The sequence below is a fragment of the Tundrisphaera lichenicola genome (assembly GCF_051175385.1).
Classification (GTDB): Bacteria; Planctomycetota; Planctomycetia; order Isosphaerales; family Isosphaeraceae; genus Tundrisphaera; species Tundrisphaera lichenicola.
The window spans coordinates 6581854-6597992 of record NZ_CP195106.1; the positions used below are offsets into that span (position 1 = coordinate 6581854).

The window sequence follows — 16139 nt, forward strand, 5'->3', positions numbered from 1 at the left end:
GGGATGTTGCCGAGTCTGCCCTATAGTTATAGGGGCTTGACGCCGAAGTGTCCATCTCGGAATCGAGGGCGAGGCCCGACGGCACGACCCCGAGGCTCGATTTCGGAGTTTCACCGATCGGCCGCCGACGATTCTCCCTTCGGGCCATCCCCGGCAACCTGGCAGCTTCGCGCCTTGATGATCATCCGGACGTCGCCCCCCTCGGTCAGCCCGAGCGAGTCGACCGCCGCCGCGACCAGGCCGACGACCCAAACCACCCCGTCCGTCCGGATCAGGACCTCGGCGTCGCCTCCGTGCCGGATCAGCCGATCGACCCGGCCATCGATCAGATTTCGGGCGCTGATGGCTCCGATCGGACCACGGGCCAAAACAATCTCTTCGGAGCGGATCGCCACCGAGAGCCCGGCCCCGATCGCTCGCCCGAGCGTCGGGACAACGAGGGATGGCCCGTCGATCAGCCGGACGGTGGATGACCGGCCTCCGGGGTCGTGGTCCTCCACGATCGCCGCGAAGACGTTCCGGAGCGACGGCCACGGACCAGCCTGGGCCGGGGATCGAGCCGCAAGGACTTCCAGAGGGTTCCCCTCGGCCTGGATCTTCCCGCCGTGGAGGAGGAACAGGCGATCCCCCAGGGCCACGGCCTCGTCGATGGCATGGGTCACGTAGAGCATCGGGATGGCCTCGGCCCGCTGCACAGCTTTGAGCCGATCGATCAAGGAGTGACGGGCGTCGAGGTCGAGCGCCGAGACCGGCTCGTCGCAGAGCAGGAGCCTGGGACGAGGCGCGATCGCGCGGGCCAGCCCGACCCGCTGCCGCTCCCCCCCCGAGAGTGTCTCGGGGCGTCGCCCCAGGAGGTGGTCGATCCCGCAGAGCCCGGCCACCTCGGACAGCCGGGCGTCGGCCTCGCCCCGGGGGAGCCGGTGCAACCCGAACCGGACATTCCCCTCGACGTTCAGGTGCGGGAAGAGGAGGTCCTCCTGGAAGATCAGGCCGATCCGTCGCGAACGAAGCGGCGCCCGGACTCCCTCCTCAGAGTCGAACAGGACCGACCCGCCCAGCCGGACCCGCCCCGAGTCGGGCCGCTCCAGCCCGGCGATCATCCGGAGGACCGTCGACTTGCCCGCACCCGAGGGTCCGAAGAGGATCCCGCATTCCTCCCCGAGCCGGATCGCCAGGTCGATCGTTAGAGTCGCGTGGATCCGGCGGGCCAGTCGGGCCTCCAACTCTCCCCGGGGTCCGTTCAACGTCCCGGCTCCTGATCGGGCCGGCTCGTTCCATGATCTCTCGGGTGAAGGTGATCCAATTCGCCGATGGGATCGTCGAGGGTCAATCGCCGGTCGTGGACCCTCACCCCGGCCCTCTCCCGGGGGGAGATGGAGACAGAGGGGACGCGTGATCTCGCCTGGTCCCGACCCCTTCGAGGCATGGTCCACTGGGCGACCAGGACCGCCGCGATCGAGGCGAGCGCGACCATCGCCGAGAGCCCGGCGGCTCGGGCGGGGTCCTCGGCGTTCACCGCGTCGTAGATCGCCAGCGAGGCGGTCCGGGTCCGCCCGGGGATGCCTCCGGCCACCATCAAGGTGGCCCCGAAGTCGCCGATCGCGCGGGCGAAGGCCAGGACGGCCCCCGCGACCAGCCCTCGCCAGGCCAGGGGGATCGTCACCCGGAGGAAGACCGAGGTCTCGCCCCGGCCCAGCAGCCGCGCCGCGTCCTCGAAGGCCGGGTCCACCCCCTCGAACGCTCCCCGACTGGGCAGGAGGAACATCGGAAACGCCGCGACCGCCGAGGCCAGGACCGCACCCGACCAGTGGAAGACAACCGAGACGCCCAAAGTCGATTCGAGCCACGAGCCGACCCACCCTCGACGCCCGAGGACCTGGAGCATCGCGAAGCCCAGGACCGTCGGGGGGACCACCAGAGGGAGGACCAGCAGGCCAGAGAGGACCTCCTTGCCCGGGAATCTCGCCCGGGCCAGGAGCCAGGCCGTGGGGACTCCCACGATCACGATCAGGGCCGTCGCCACCAGGGCCACCCGGATCGAGAGCCAGAACGGCCCGAGATCGCCGAACCCCGTCACTTCGAGCCCCCCGGAGCATCGGGGACTCGCCCGAAGCCGAACTCCTTCAGAATTCCTCGCCCGTCCTCCGAGAGGAGGAACTCCGCGAGCTTAGAGGCCTCCTCGACCCGACCAGACCGGGCCACGACCCCGAGATACTGGTCGATCGGATCGGAGCTATCGAGGGGGAGCGGGATCCAGCGGATTCCCTTCGCATCGGCGATCGAACGACCGACGATGCCGACCTCGGCGTTGCCCGACTGGACCATCTGCAAGGCCTGGCGGACCGACCCCGCCTGGACCAGCCTGGTTTGAACCTCCTGATAGATCCCGGCTCGCTCCATCGCCTGCTTCGCGGCCCTCCCGTAAGGGGCGGTCTCGGGATTGGCGATCGCCACGAATTTGATCCCCGATTGGGCCAGGTCGGCCAGACCCTTCACCACCAGGGGAGAATCCGCCTTCAGGGCCAGGATCAGCGACCCCCGGGCATAAGGCTTGACCGAGCCGGGCCGGATGGCCCCCTCGTCGGCCAGTCGCTCGACGAACCGGCGATCGGCCGAGAGGAAGAGGTCGAAGGGGGCTCCCTGTCGGATCTGCTCGGCCAGCTGACCGGAGGACCCGAAGCTCGGGACGACCTCGACCCCGCCTTTCGACCGGAAGGCCGACGCGAGGACCGGTAAGACGTGCTCCAGGTCGCTGGCCGCCGCCACCCGGAGCACCGACGGATCGGGCTCGGCACTCCCGCAGCCCTGAATGAAGCAGGCGATTGCGATGCCCAGGAAGACACGAATCCATGCCATGATCGGGATCATCCACCGGACTCGAACCGGACCGTGGAAGGCGGGTGCCCCGGCCGTCGGTCCAGTTTCGCATAATGTCACGACCCTGGAAATCAGGTCCCGAAACGGCGGTCGCCCTCAACGGACCGGGATGAGCTGGATCTCGTCGAGTCCGAAGTTGTACCCACTGGAAGCCCCGTTCTTGCCGACGACCGTCACGGTGAGTCGTTTCGTCCCCGGGCTGAAGGGCAAGCTCCCCAGCATCTGCGGGCCCGATGGGCGGACTTGAGGGTCGAAAAGGTCGATCACCTTGTCGCCATAGAGCGGCTTGCCGTCCAAAGCCAGCTTGATCTGTCCATAGTCGCCGGCCCTGGTGAATGCCGCCCCGAGATAAAACTCACCCGCGACCTCGACGGGCAGATCCAGAGTCAGGACATCGCCGGAATTGGGACTATTCCAGAAGAGCTGGCGGTCGTTGGCCCATTGCCCCTGAAATCTCTGTTTCATCTCGGTCTGAAAGGAGGCCGCGCCACCGGTCACCCCCGCGACCTTGAGGCTGCTGCCCTCGTAGGAGATCTGACCCTTGGGCAGCAGCTTGCCCCCACCCTTCTGGAATCGGGCGATCGCGGGAGAATTGGTGGCGGCCGGATTGTCCAACTGCCTGATCTCGAGCCGATCGTACTCGGCACGGATCTTGGGGGCCCTGCTCTCGACCCCCAGGCCAAGCCGGGCGGGTGTCAGGTCCCAATCGAATTCCAGGGGATCGCAGACCCGGGCCGAGTTCACGAAGATCTCGAGCTGACGCTTGCGGACGACCAGCCGGACCACGTTGAATCCGGCCCCTCCGGGGGTGATCGCGGGATGGACGATCGGGCCCAGCCAGGGGCCGGTTCGCTGCTCCTTGGGTACCATCGCCCCGGGCTCGACGAAGAGGGCTCCGGCCTCGTCGATCCGGATCTTGAGACTTCGCTCCTTCGGGAAAATCTGAAAGACCATCGAGCCCCGGCTACCGGGATTGTCTCCGACGAGCCGGCCGACCGTCTCATAGGAGAAGTCGGAATAAGAACCGTCCAGGAGAACCCAGAAAATGATGCCGGCCGATTTGAGCTCGGTGGAATAGATGCCATCGCGTATCCACCGAGTGGTCGTCTCGACCTTGCCCGAATCTTTCGGCTTCGATGAGGTCCAGGCCTCGTTCGGCCCGGAAAAGTCCTCGGAAAAGAGGATCGGAGACGACCGATCCCGTCCGGGATCTCCGGGCGAGTTCGAATCGGGCGTCTCGTTCCATTCGTCGACCTTGACCTCGATCTTGCGGAACTCGACCCGCCCCCCGGGTATGCCGAAGAGGCCGAAAAAGCCGGAGGCCCGATTCTGCCCGGGGTGGGATTGCCCCTCGGGGAACTCCCGGACTTTCGAGAGGTCGGAGTCGAGGACGACGACACCATTCGATTCGACCTTCACCGTCGTGCCGCGCACCGTGACTTCCATCGTGTTCCACTCCCCCGAAGGGCGGAGCGTCTTCCGGCTCGCGGCCGCCATCCCGAAGGCCGAGCCGTGTGCGCCCCGGGGGTCGATCCGGGCATGCTTCGGGGCGGTCTCATCCAGGATCTGGACCTCGCAAAGCCCGGTCATCGCCGGATCGCCCTCGCCGGGATAGTGGATGGCCAGGCCGCTATTCCCCTCCGCGGCCACGCGAAACTCCACCCGGGCGGCGAAATCGGCGAACTCATAGGGATAGGACAGGATGGCCCGCCTGTCCGGCTTGCAGGAGAGCAAGCCGTCGCGGACCTCGTAATCCTCGGGGGCCCCGATCCAGCCATGCAGATCCTTGCCGTTGAAGAGGGAGACCCAGGGGTCGGATCGCGTCAGGTCCTTGATCGAGGCGTTTCGGTAGCGGACGACGCCCTTGCCGGGATAGTTCTGGAAGCCGATCGAACGCGGGCCCTGGACCCCGGCGAAATGATCGTGGACGACCTGCCCGTCGACCTTGATCGTGATCAGGCCCCCCCGACGCTCGACCTCCACCAGGTTCCAGCCGCCGTCCGACTTCAGGACGAGCCTGGGCACCGGCACCTTGCGGAAGCTCCCCCCGTCCGCCCAGAGCCAGGTCTCCCCCGTCCTCGAGGCGCCGATGTCGAGCATCTCGGCGAAGGACCGGGCCTCACCGGCTCGCGCGGGCGACATCATCATGAACCCGCCGTTGGCCCCGGCCGAGGTCTGGACCTCGAGCCGGAGCGAGAAGTCGGAGTAAGTTCGCTCGCTCGCGAGGAATGCTGCGGGTTTTCCCTCGAAAGGCGTGGATTCCAGCACGCCGTCCTTCAGGGACCAATCCCCCAACGACCCATCAATGGGAGCCCATCCTTTCAGGTCGTTCCCCGCGAAGAGGGGCCGGAATTCCTCGGGGCTCGCGGCGACTTTCTTGAGGGCGGGCCGCGGCGAGATCACGGGGTTGCGATCGAGCTTCGGGAAGAAGACGTAGGCCCCGATGGCCATGACACCCAGGGTCATCAGTCGGATCGAGGGCCGGAATTTCAAGCGTCGGGATCGCCTCCGAGGCGAGGCGATCCGGGGAAGGAGGGGCGGAAGCTCGTCCTCGTCGAGGGATCTGGGCTTGGCCTCCTCTCGATAGTCCATGACCAGGTCTTCGAGCTTGAGGTCGGGGTCGAACCGGAGGCCACGGGATTCCGAAGGCCGGGCGAAGACCGAGGCGTCGACGCCCCACCCTCGCTTCCGGGGCGAGGCCCGCTTCATCACGGTCTCGGCGAAGTTCCGGAGGCTGGCCCGGGCCTCCTTGGCCTCGTTGGGCGTGGTTCGGCACGATTCGAGGAGTTCGATCACCTCGGCCATCGACCGGGGGCGATCGGCGGGCCGCTTGGCCATCATCGTCTGGTAGGCCGCCTCCAGGGCGGAGGGCACGTCATCCCGGACGGCATGGAGCGACGGGGCGGGCTGCTGCTGGTGGGCCATCAGCCGCTTCAGGATCGTCTCGCCCTCGAACGGGGGGCGTCCGGCCAGGAGGAAGTAGAGGGTACACGCCAGGCTGTAGATGTCGGCCTGGTGGTCGGCCCTCTTGGAGTCGTCGGCCTGCTCGGGGGCGATGAAGTCGACGGTGCCCATGTACGCCCCGCTCTGCGTCAGGGTGGCCCCGGCCCCCCGGGCCAGGGGGTTGGACGCCTCGATGACGCGGGCCAGGCCCAGGTCGAGCACCCGGACCATCCCGCCGGGATCGAGCATCAAGTTGCCCGGTTTGACGTCGCGATGGATGATCCCCCGGGCGTGGGCGGCGGCCAGGCCCCGAGCCGCCTGGATGACGCAGTGCAGCGACATCTTGATGGGCAGCGGGCCGACCTCCCGCACGAGATCGTCGAGGTCGTGCCCCTCGACGTACTCCATCGTCAGGTACTGCACCCCGCGATCCTCGCTGGCATCCAGGGCCGAGACGATGTTGGGATGGACCAACTGGGCGGCGACCTCGTACTCGCGGCGGAACCGGAGGACCGCCTCGCGATCTCGACCGAAGGAGGGGAGGAGGATCTTCAAGGCCACGACCTTCCCGGTGGCTCGCTCGCGGGCCTTGAAGACGACGCCCATGCCCCCCTGGCCCCGCTTCTCCAGCACCAGATACGGGCCGATGACCAGCCCCTTCGCCTTGCCCTGCGCCAGCGCCCCGGCCTGATAAGAGGTCAGCTTCCCCGATCGGACCAGGGCCCGCGCCAGGCCGGGCACCTCGCCCGAGGCTCGCTCCGCGTGGGCGTCCAGTTCGTCGGGATCGATCAGGCCCAGTTCGAGGACCGCGCGGCGGAACTCGTCCAGGGTCGCGGGAGGGCCGCTCGCCTCCGGCCCTCGGGCGGGGGCCGAGGCCGGAGCGGGCTGATAGGCGGCCGTGGAGTTCGCGGAATCCGCCGCCCCCAGCAGGCACCTGGGGCAGAGCCCCCTCGGCGCGTCGGCGGGCAGCCTCGAACCGCATTCCGGGCAGGCGTCGGGGCCGTTCATCGTTCGGTCTCCCAGGGAGGAGGGGGGGCGTCTAATCCCGAGAGAAGCATCCGCGGAGATTCGTGACGCGAGAAATTCGATTTCAGTCGGCAAGGGCTTTCAGCAACTCCCGAATCTCCCCCTCGACCTCGGAGGGATCGTCGAGAGTCCGCCCGACCTCCTCGCGGAGCAAGGCCCGATAGCGACGGCGGAGCCGCCCGGCGGCCGCCCGCGCGGCGACTTCCGAGAGCCCGAGCACCTCGGAGACCTCGGCGTATCGCATCCGATCGGCCGAGCCCAGGAGCGCCGGACGCAAGGCCTCGAGGAGATCCGCCTTGCCGCTGACGGCCATCTCGGCCTCCAGCCGGGCCAGGACCAGATCCAGGACCGTGAGCGCCCACCGCCGCTCGAACAGTCGCTCGGCGGTCAGGGTATGCGAGGGCTCTCGGTCGTAGCGACCCCGGGCCTTGCACCGGTCGATCGAGATCGGGGATCGCCCGCCGCCCCGCTTCTCGGCACGGTCGTGGTCGAGGCGATTGGCCGCGTAGTGCGAGCACGCGGCCATCAGGAACGAGCGGAACCGGCCCCGCTCCGGGACGACGCCGGACAGGTCCCCCTTCTCCAGGAGGCGGGCGAAGAAGCCCTGGACGAGATCCTCGGCCGCCTCGGCCCCGTGTCCCTTGCGTCGCAGGAAGGCGTACAGCGGATACCAGTAGGCCTCGCAGAGCTCCGCCAGAGCCGCATCCGATCCGTCGCCCCCGCCATCTCGCGCGGCGAGGATCATCGTCCATCGAGTCGTCTGGAACCGCGTCATCGAGGGTCCGGCGGCTGGGTCGGGGGGGCACGGCCTGCCATCATGATGAGATTATCCGAGAGGACCGTCTCGCGGAAGCCCCTGCCACCGCCCGGCGTCCGGCCGGTCACGCCTGGAGATTGTCCGGGGCTCGTCGATCGGTTAAGACTGATAGCTCGAAACTCGGGACAAATCGTAAGGAAGGGCGCGACGGGATGAAGATCGACCAGTTCCTCCGGCATCACGGGATCGCCGGCAATCCGTTCAGCGAAGAGGACGCGCAGACCGACACGGTCTTCAAGCGCGGCTGCCTCGGGACGATCCACCACCCCGCCTGGGACAAGTTCTTCGGGAGCCCCGCCGATCCTTCCACCGCGCTGGTCTTCGGCGAGAAGGGGAGCGGCAAGACCGCGCTCCGGCTCCAGGTGACCTCGGAGCTGGAATCGTACAACAACGCCCACCCCGAATCGCGGGTCTTCGTCATCTCGTATGACGACTTCAACCCGTTCCTCGACCATTTCCGCGATGCGCTCCGAGCCAGGGACGCCGGGGAGGCCCTGGAACGCTGGCGGCTCCAGGATCACATGGACGCCATCCTCGCGCTCGGCGTCACCCAGCTCATCGACGCCCTGACCGCCGAGAAGGCCGACCTGACCGCACTGACCCTCGACCAGCGCCGCGACCTCCTCCTGCTGGCCGCGCTCTACGACCAGTCGACCCGCGAGCCGATCGAGAAGCGCTGGAGCCGGCTCCGCCGACGGTCGGGCTTCCGCCCGCTCTGGAGCCGGAGGGACCTGCAAATCGGCTTCGGGACCACGCTGGCCGTCCTGATCCTGATCGCCGCGTTCCCGGGCGTCCGGACCCTCAGCATCCTCCCCTGGCTGGTCTTGCCGATCCTCCTGGGCTGGCTCTACTGGGGCTGGCGGCTCTTCCGGGCCGAGTGGCACGCCCGGTCGATCCGCAAGGCGGTCCGGGTCCTGGCCCGCGACCCCGCCGCCCTCCGTTGGGAACTCCTCTGGTTCCAGCCCGGCGAGTTGGCCGGACAGCCGCTCCCCTCGACCGTCCGCGGTGGCGGCGAGGAGCGTTACGAACTCCTCCGGAAGTTCCAGTCGGTCCTGGCCACGCTGGGCTACTCGGGAATCCTGGTCCTGGTCGACCGCGTCGACGAGCCCCAATTGATCGAGGGCGACCCCCGCAAGATGCGTGCCCTGATGTGGCCCTTGCTCGACCACAAGTTCCTCCGACATCCGGGAATCGGCTTCAAGCTCCTCCTGCCGATCGAGCTGGCCTACTACCTCGAAAAAGAGGACAAGGATTTCTACGACCGGGCCCGTCCCGACAAGCTGAACCTGATCAAGCCGCTCCGGTGGACCGGCCCCTCGCTCTATGACCTGGCCGGCGACCGACTCCGCGCCTGCTCGATCGAGCCCTCGACCAACGGCGACGGGCCGAGACTCCGGCAGCTCGTCGACCCGAGCGTCTCCGACGACTCCCTCAAGGACGCCCTGGGGAATCTTCGGACCCCCCGGCAACTCTTCAAGTTCCTCCATCGCCTCCTCGAAGAACATTGCCACCGGCACACCGAGGACGCCCCGCGCTGGACCATCGACGCCGACACCTTCCGGACGACCTACACCGCCCACATCCGCGACCTCGACGCCTTCGACCGCGGGTACGGCCACGGCTGATCATTTCAGGTCCCGCCAGGATCGGCGCGGGACGTTCATCCATCAGGCGGAGCCTCACCAAGGGGGAGGTTGCGATGATCGATCCGACCGTCGGCGTGTCCGAAATTCAGTTGAGGGTGGATCAGCTCCAAACCCTGCTCCGAGATGTCTCCGATCGGCTCGACCGATCGGAGCGGAGGCATCGCCGGAGGTTTCGACTGGCCGTGGTCGGGGGATGCTCGGCGGCCCTCCTCCTGATGGCGGGGGGGGCCGCTTACGTCCAGCAATTCACCCGGCTGGATGTGATCGGCCCGAGCAACGACATCCGCGTCTCGACCACGGTCGACCCCGTCTCCGGGAGCGCCGGGATCGAGATCTTGAGCGTGGAAGGGCGGCGGGTCATCTTCCTGGGGACCACCCGCGACGGCCTGCCGAACCTCTCGATGTACGACCCGACGGGCCAGAAGATCGTCCGCGAGGTGGCCCCCTGAGATCCGCCCCGTCCCCTCCGTGGCATTCCCCCGGGAGATCAGAGATGAGTCGCCTCCTTCGCTCGATCCTGTCAGGCCTCGCCGCGAGCGTGGCCCTGGGCTACCCCTGCTTCGCCGAGGACGCATCGTATTCTCGGATCGAAGACGTGATCTACGGCCGGAAGTTCGGCACCGCCCTGACCTTCGACGTCTTCACCCCCAAGAAGGACGCCAAGGGGGTCGGGGTGGTCTTCGCGGTCAGCGGCGGCTGGTACTCCTCGCACGAGGGGATCCCGATGGGCCTGATCGAGCCCATCGTCGCCCGGGGGTACACGGTCTTCGCCGTGGTCCACGGGAGCCAGCCCAAGTTCACCATCCCCGAGGTCCTGGCCGACATGAACCGGGCCGTCCGGTTCATCCGGCATCACGCCCAGGATTACGGGATCGACCCGGCTCGGATCGGGATCTATGGGGGATCGGCCGGCGGGCACCTCTCCTTGATGCAGGGGACGGCCGGAGACGCGGGCAACCCCGAGGCCAAGGACCCGGTCGATCGCGAGTCGAGCCGGGTCCAGGCCGTGGCCTGCTTCTTCCCGCCCACCGACTTCTTCAACTACGGGAAGCCGGGCGAGGACGCGCTGGGGCGGGGGATCCTGAAGGACTTCGCGGCCCCGTTCGACTTCCACGTGATCGACCCGGCCCGCAAGAAATTCGTCGAGATCACCGACGAGGAGAAGCTCCAGGAGATCGGCCGGGCCATCGCGCCGGCCTATCACGTCTCGCCCGACGACCCGCCCACCCTGATCGTCCACGGCGACGCCGACAAGCTCGTCCCGATCCAGCAGGCCGAGTTGATCGTCGAGAAACTGAAAGAGGTAGGCGTCCCGGCGAAGCTGGTCGTCAAGGCCGGGGCCGCGCACGGCTGGCCGGACATGGGCTCCGACCTGGCCGCCTTCGCCGACTGGTTCGACCTGTACCTCAAGAAGCCCGAACCGGCCAAGACGTCGGCCAGGACCCGGGCCGACCAGCCGCCCCGGAAGGTCGTCATCGGCACGACCATCCAAGGACCCTGGGGCAAGCCGGAGGAAATCGGCGCACGGCTTGATGCCCTGGGTGCCCTGGTCGACGAGATGGCCCAAGAGGCAAGCCGCAAGTATCCCGGCGATGGGCTCGACCTGGCGGTCCTCACCGAATCGGCGGTCTCCCACACATCCGGCCCCCCCTCGGCTCGCGCGGTCCAGCTCCACGGGGCCATCCAGGAGGCCCTGGGCGCCATCGCCCGCAAGCACAACACGTATCTCGTCGCGCCGATGGATCTGGTCGAGCAGGGGTTGGGCGGGACGACTTACGCCAACGCCGCGGTGCTGTTCGACCGGCAGGGGAAGATGGTGGGCTATTACCGGAAGGCGCATCCGGTGGCCGTCCTCGGGACCGACGAGCTGGAAGGCGGGATCAAGCCCGGCTCCGATTACCCGGTCTTCGACTGCGACTTCGGCAAGTTGGGCATCCAGATCTGCTGGGACGTCCAGTTCGAGGAAGGCTGGAAGGTCCTGGGAGATCGAGGGGCCGAGATCGTCGCCTGGCCGACCGCCTCGCCGGCCACGGCCCAGCCGGCCTCGCGGGCCGCGGCCAATCGCTACTTCGTCGTCTCCAGCACCTGGCGCGAGGACGCGACCATCTTCGAGCCGACCGGGCTGGTCGCCGCCCAGGTCGAGTCGCCCGGCAAGGTCCTGATCCACCAGGTCGACCTGAGCCACGCCCTCCTCGGCTGGTCGAGCCCGCTCCGGAACGGTCAGGCCCTCTCCGAGAAGTTCGGCGACAAGGTGGGCTATCACTACGAGCCGAGGGAAGACCTCGGGCTCTTCTGGTCGAACGACCCCAGGATGACCATCGGCCAGATGATCGAATCGCTCGGCCTGGAAGAGATCGACGCCCAGGTCGAGCGTAACCGGCGCCTCCAGGACGAGGCCCGGGGCGGCCCGACCTTCGGGCACCGATGATCCACCCGGGCGCGGATTTCTCGTAGGGCAGGGCTTGCCCTGCCGGCCTTATTTCTCCGGGACCTGACGGGGGATCACCCAGCACGAATCATGACCCGTCATGCCGATCCGGGGATAGTACCCCCGGGCCAGGGGGGCCGCCAGCAGGATCAGGGTCGTCCCCAGCCCCGCCGCCTCATGGGTCCGGCGGATCAGTTCCTTGCCGATCCCCTGGCGCTGATACTCTGCATCCACCGCGAGGTCGGAGAGATAGGTGCAAAAGCTGAAGTCGGTGATCGCCCGCGAGATCCCCACCAGGACTCCTCCGGCTCGGGCGGTCACCAGGACTCCGGCATGCTGGAGCATCCCCCGGATCGTCTCGGGCTCGTCGACCGGCCGACGTTCGGCCAGGGTGGATCGACGGAGGAGGTCCACGAATTCCTCGGGCGTCAGGCCCGGTTCCAGTTGATAGGTCAGTTCCAAGGCTCGCTCCCAATCCCAGATGGATCTCGATCAGAGTCGGGGGTCGACCGGCTCGCTCTCCAGCGCCAGGACGCCGAAGACGCACTCGTGGACCCTCCGGAGGGGCTCGCCCCGGACGAACCGCTCCAGCCCCTCGATCCCCAGGGCGAACTCGCCCAGGGCCAGCGACCGCTTCCGCCCCAGCCCTCGCGAGCGGAGCCGCCCCAGGTTCTCGGGCGAGGTGTAGTCGGGCCCGTAGATGATCCGGAGATACTCCCGACCCCGGCACTTCACGGCGGGCTGGGAGAGCCCTCGACCCCCTCGGTGGATGAACGAGAGCGGCTTGACCACCATCCCCTCGCCCCCTCGACCGGTCAGGTCCTCCCACCAGGCCACCCCGGCGGCCTGGCTGTCCGGGTCGGTCACGTCGACCACCTGATAGGGGGTCGACCGGAGGATCTCGGGATCAGCCCGGCAGATCTCGGCCAGGGTGTTCATGTGCCAGATGTGGTCCTTGTCGAGGTGGACCCGTCCCTCGGTGGCCAGCAGGTGGAACGGGGCCAGCTTCAGATCGGTGATCGACTCCACCGGCCAGCAGTAGTGCCGATAAGCGGCGACGAATCGGTTGATATCCCGCTCCCGACGCTCGAACGAGCCCTCGACCACGTCGAGCGCCGCCCGCTCCTCCCCCGCCAGGCGACCGGCGGCCTGATTCAGGGCGAGGACCGCGCGCGGGATCGAGGCCGAACCGGCCGCGCCGACGGCGGCGTACTGGGTCTTCACGAGTTCCTGGGCCTTGGCCGACCAGGGCATCAGCTCCGAGTCGAGGCAGGCCCACGAGGTCTCCATCTTCTCCCAGAGTCCGACCGAGGTGGCGGCCTCGCGAATCCGGTCGAGGAATCGCCGCTCCAGGTCCGGGTCGTTGAAGAACCGCCGACCGGTCCGGGTCACGACGATCCCGAGTTCCCCCGAGGTGATCCCGAACCGCTCGCGAGCGGCCTGCTCGTCGCGGCAGACGACCACGACCGCGCGGGAGCCCATGTGCTTCTCCTCGCAGACGACCTGCGGGGCTCCCTGGCCTCGGTAGTATTCGAAGGCTTCGGAGGGATGCTCCAGGAGGCCCGGCTGGTCGCTGGTCTCGCAGGGCGACATGGTGGGCGGGAGGTAGATCAGCCACCGGGGGTCGGCGGCGAACCGGCTCATGACCTCCAGCGCCGCCATCGCGTTTTCCTCGCGGATCGTGACGTTGCCCCGGAGCCGGGTCGGCACGATCCGCTTGCCGATCACGTCCTCGGCGTCGAGCACCCGGTCGTGATCCTGCTGGGCCGAGAGGCCCGGGGCCTGGCTCTCCACGGGCAGGAACGGCCGGGCTGGCTCGCAATAGGTCCGGGCGGCGGGGACCGAGACGAACTCCCGTTCCGGGTAGCGGAGCGCCGTCAACTTCCCCCCGAAGACGCAGCCGGTGTCGATGTTGACCGTCCGGTTGAGCCAGTCGGACTCGGGGACCGGCGTGTGCCCGTAGACGACCATCGAGGAACCTCGATATTCACTCGCCCAGTCGAACCGGACGGGCAGGCCGAACTCGTCGGTCTCCCCGGTCGTCTCGCCGTAGAGGGCGAAATCGCGGACCCGGCCCGAGCCTCGACCCTGCATCTCCTCCTTCATCCCGGCGTGGGCCACGACCAGCTTGCCGTCGTCGAGGACCAGGTGACTCACCAGGCCATCGAGGAAGACGTCCACCTCCCGGATGAAACCGGCCCGCGACTCGACCGGCAGGGCGTCGATCTCGGCCAGGGTATCGGCCAGCCCGTGCGTGATCTGCACGTTCTTGCCCCGGAGCTTCCTCAGGAGCTTCATGTCGTGGTTGCCCGGTACGCACAGCCCGGCGCCGGAATGGACCATCCGGGCCGCGATCCGGACCGAGTCGAGGACCCGGGGACCCCGATCCACGAGGTCGCCGAGGAAGATCGCCTTGCGTCCCTCGGGATGGACATACGACGGCCCGGAGAGCAGGGGGGACAGGTCGGGGGCCTCGGCCGACGTCTCGTAGCCCAGCTTCGACAACAGTGCCTCCAACTCATCGGCGCAGCCGTGGATGTCGCCGATGATGTCGAACGGGCCGTGCTCATCCGAACGATCGTTCCAGAGGGGGACTCGCTCGATGGTGGCCGCCTCGACCTCCTCGGGCTGATCCATCACGATGACGTAACGGAAACCCTCCTTCCGGAGGTTCCGGAGCGAACGTCGGAGTTGCGAGGTCTGGTTGCGGATGACATGCGGCCCGAAGGCCCGGTCGGGTCGGCTGTTGTTCCGCTCCTGGCAGACCCATTCGGGCATGTTCAGGACGATCGCCACCGGCAGGCAGTGATATTGCCGGGCCAGCTCGACCAGCGGCTTGCGCGACTCGGGCTGGACGTTTGTGGCATCGACGACCGTCAACCTCCCCAGGGCCAGCCGCTTCCCGGCGACGAACCGGAGGACCTCGAAGGCGTCCTTGGTGACGGCCTGGTCGTTCTCATCATCCGAGACCATCCCCCGGCAGACGTCGGAAGAGAGGACCTCGGTCGCCCGGAAATGCTTCCGAGCGAACGTGCTCTTGCCCGAACCGCTGGGGCCGACCATGACGACGAGGCTGAGCTTGGGGATCTTGATATGCATGATAATCAGCTAATCGGTGTCGGCCGAGGATGACTCGTTGATACCAGCGACGAGGGCTCGACTATCTTCATTCGAATCGTGGCGGCATTCCTCGATCAGCCATCCGGGAGCAACATGCTGATACTGAAGGAGTCGCGCCGAGTCGAATCGGCAGTTTTCGCAAGGGGTCGAGGCATAAGTGACGACCGCCAGCCTCGAACAATCGGACTCCGGATTGTTTTCGAGAACCCGGATGGCATCCATCATCCGACCGTGACGATCATGCTCATCCTCGACAGGAGCCTCGATCACTTCCAGAATTCGTTCCTCGTCGCCAGGCTGAAAGTTATTGATGAAGAGACCGATTTCGGCCTCGTCATGAGTACCATCTTTCAACTTGGAGAGGGCGAACTCCCGGACGAGAGGATGCCCGATCTTCTCGGTGGCGATCAATGCCCGACGCCGGACTTCCGATTCGCCATGTTGGCAAAACTCGATCAAAGTAGCGACAAACTGCGGTACGGGGCGGTTCGAAAACACTCGAAGCAAATTTTGGATCACCTGGGCATTTCGGGCGATCCGAAGCTGCTCGTGGATCATCGCCAGGTCGGACTCATCGGCGTACTTTCCCCAGCCCGAGAACAGCCCCAGGCGGTGATCGCCCGATTCGACGGCCTCGAGGATTTCCGTGACGCTGATCGCTCGCATCCGATCTTGATGCGAGATTCGGGGGCGTTGCTTGGTCCGTCCGGTCCGTTCTTGCCAACCCGACCAGTAATCCCGGGTCGCCTGGTCCTTCGAGGAGGCCAGAAGTTCCCTGACTCGGCCCTCGCCGAATCGTTCGCTGGCATTTCGAAAAAGACCATCGTCATCCCACTCCCAAGCGCGGCCAGCAAGTCGTTCGCCTCGGACCCGAACGGCGAAGAGGAAGGCCGACTCGCCATCAAGTTGGAGAATCTCCTCTTCTCCAAACCAGCCGAAATCGTCGATCGGTTTCTGTTCGACGATTTCGTACAACCGGGCGCGGAACGTCTCATCGCCCGACAGTGCGTAGCGGAGGGCGATTTCGCAGAGTTGATTGGCGTCCCGCTCATTTGAGAAGTCGTATAGGGCATGGAGGATCGGCACGCGGAATCGATCCTTGGCCTGGACCGCCAGGATCATCTTCCAGAGCCAGTCTCCCCGGGAGTCTTCAACCTGCACGTCATGCCGTTGGTCCTGGAGGCAGGCTGCCAGAAGCGGACCGTCCTCAAGTCTCCCTGCCATGGCCCATTGGACCGCCCGCCCGAGACCTTTCTGTAACGCGTCTCGCTGCTGGTCGATC

At 67.3% G+C, this 16139-nt stretch carries 10 protein-coding genes and 1 pseudogene; 4 read left to right on the forward strand and 7 right to left on the reverse strand.

Annotation, left to right across the window (positions count from 1 at the left end; translation table 11 throughout):
* Nucleotides 1-110 precede the first annotated feature (110 nt).
* The 5 genes and pseudogenes from P12x_RS25910 to P12x_RS25930 all read right to left on the reverse strand — a co-directional run bounded on the left by P12x_RS25910 (nt 111) and on the right by P12x_RS25930 (nt 7621).
* Nucleotides 111-1244: a molybdenum ABC transporter ATP-binding protein gene (locus P12x_RS25910; protein WP_435007919.1), complete on the reverse strand. Its 1134-nt coding sequence runs from the start codon at nt 1242-1244 to the stop codon at nt 111-113.
* A gap of 161 nt (nt 1245-1405) precedes the next feature.
* Nucleotides 1406-2077: pseudogene (gene modB, locus P12x_RS25915) on the reverse strand (molybdate ABC transporter permease subunit); the annotation flags it as partial.
* Nucleotides 2074-2856, reverse strand: coding sequence for a molybdate ABC transporter substrate-binding protein (gene modA / locus P12x_RS25920; protein ID WP_435007920.1), 783 nt, complete (start codon nt 2854-2856; stop codon nt 2074-2076). The pseudogene modB and the gene modA, both read right to left, overlap by 4 nt.
* Nucleotides 2857-2973: 117 nt before the next feature.
* Nucleotides 2974-6828, reverse strand: a complete 3855-nt coding sequence (locus tag P12x_RS25925; protein ID WP_435007921.1) for a family 16 glycoside hydrolase — start codon at nt 6826-6828, stop codon at nt 2974-2976.
* A gap of 82 nt (nt 6829-6910) precedes the next feature.
* Entirely contained in the window at nt 6911-7621 is a 711-nt protein-coding gene (locus P12x_RS25930; RefSeq protein ID WP_435007923.1) for an RNA polymerase sigma factor, read from the reverse strand.
* Between the two features lie 194 nt (nt 7622-7815).
* Between P12x_RS25930 and P12x_RS25935 the strand changes: the two genes are divergently transcribed.
* The 3 genes from P12x_RS25935 (at nt 7816) to P12x_RS25945 (ending at nt 11737) form a co-directional block, all read left to right on the forward strand.
* Entirely contained in the window at nt 7816-9288 is a 1473-nt protein-coding gene (locus P12x_RS25935) for a hypothetical protein (protein ID WP_435007924.1), read from the forward strand.
* 74 nt (nt 9289-9362) lie between these two features.
* Nucleotides 9363-9758 carry a hypothetical protein gene (locus P12x_RS25940; RefSeq protein ID WP_435007925.1) on the forward strand — a complete coding sequence of 132 codons (396 nt, stop codon included), beginning with the start codon at nt 9363-9365 and terminating at the stop codon, nt 9756-9758.
* A 44-nt stretch (nt 9759-9802) separates the two neighbouring features.
* Nucleotides 9803-11737, forward strand: coding sequence for a nitrilase-related carbon-nitrogen hydrolase (locus tag P12x_RS25945; protein ID WP_435007926.1), 1935 nt, complete (start codon nt 9803-9805; stop codon nt 11735-11737).
* Nucleotides 11738-11785: 48 nt separating this feature from the next.
* On the opposite strand, the gene P12x_RS25950 is transcribed toward P12x_RS25945, so the two are convergent.
* Nucleotides 11786-12199, reverse strand: a complete 414-nt coding sequence (locus tag P12x_RS25950) for a GNAT family N-acetyltransferase (protein ID WP_435007927.1) — start codon at nt 12197-12199, stop codon at nt 11786-11788.
* A 30-nt stretch (nt 12200-12229) separates the two neighbouring features.
* A complete protein-coding gene (locus tag P12x_RS25955; protein WP_435007928.1) occupies nt 12230-14836 on the reverse strand; it encodes a polynucleotide kinase-phosphatase in 2607 nt (868 codons plus the stop codon).
* Nucleotides 14837-15097: 261 nt separating this feature from the next.
* Here P12x_RS25955 and P12x_RS25960 point away from each other — a divergent pair, with 261 nt between their 5' ends.
* Nucleotides 15098-15913 (forward strand): hypothetical protein, encoded by an 816-nt coding sequence (locus tag P12x_RS25960; RefSeq protein WP_435007929.1) that lies wholly within the window; start codon nt 15098-15100, stop codon nt 15911-15913.
* Nucleotides 15914-16139: the final 226 nt, after the last annotated feature.

Excerpts from the sequence above, each read along its gene's own strand:
- modA (WP_435007920.1), bottom strand. The coding sequence starts at position 2,856 with ATGGCATGGATTCGTGTCTTCCTGGGCATCGCAATCGCCTGCTTCATT.
- P12x_RS25925 (WP_435007921.1), bottom strand. The coding sequence starts at position 6,828 with ATGAACGGCCCCGACGCCTGCCCGGAATGCGGTTCGAGGCTGCCCGCC.
- P12x_RS25930 (WP_435007923.1), bottom strand. The coding sequence starts at position 7,621 with ATGACGCGGTTCCAGACGACTCGATGGACGATGATCCTCGCCGCGCGA.
- P12x_RS25935 (WP_435007924.1), top strand. The coding sequence starts at position 7,816 with ATGAAGATCGACCAGTTCCTCCGGCATCACGGGATCGCCGGCAATCCG.
- P12x_RS25940 (WP_435007925.1), top strand. The coding sequence starts at position 9,363 with ATGATCGATCCGACCGTCGGCGTGTCCGAAATTCAGTTGAGGGTGGAT.
- P12x_RS25945 (WP_435007926.1), top strand. The coding sequence starts at position 9,803 with ATGAGTCGCCTCCTTCGCTCGATCCTGTCAGGCCTCGCCGCGAGCGTG.
- P12x_RS25955 (WP_435007928.1), bottom strand. The coding sequence starts at position 14,836 with ATGCATATCAAGATCCCCAAGCTCAGCCTCGTCGTCATGGTCGGCCCC.
- P12x_RS25960 (WP_435007929.1), top strand. The coding sequence starts at position 15,098 with ATGCTCATCCTCGACAGGAGCCTCGATCACTTCCAGAATTCGTTCCTC.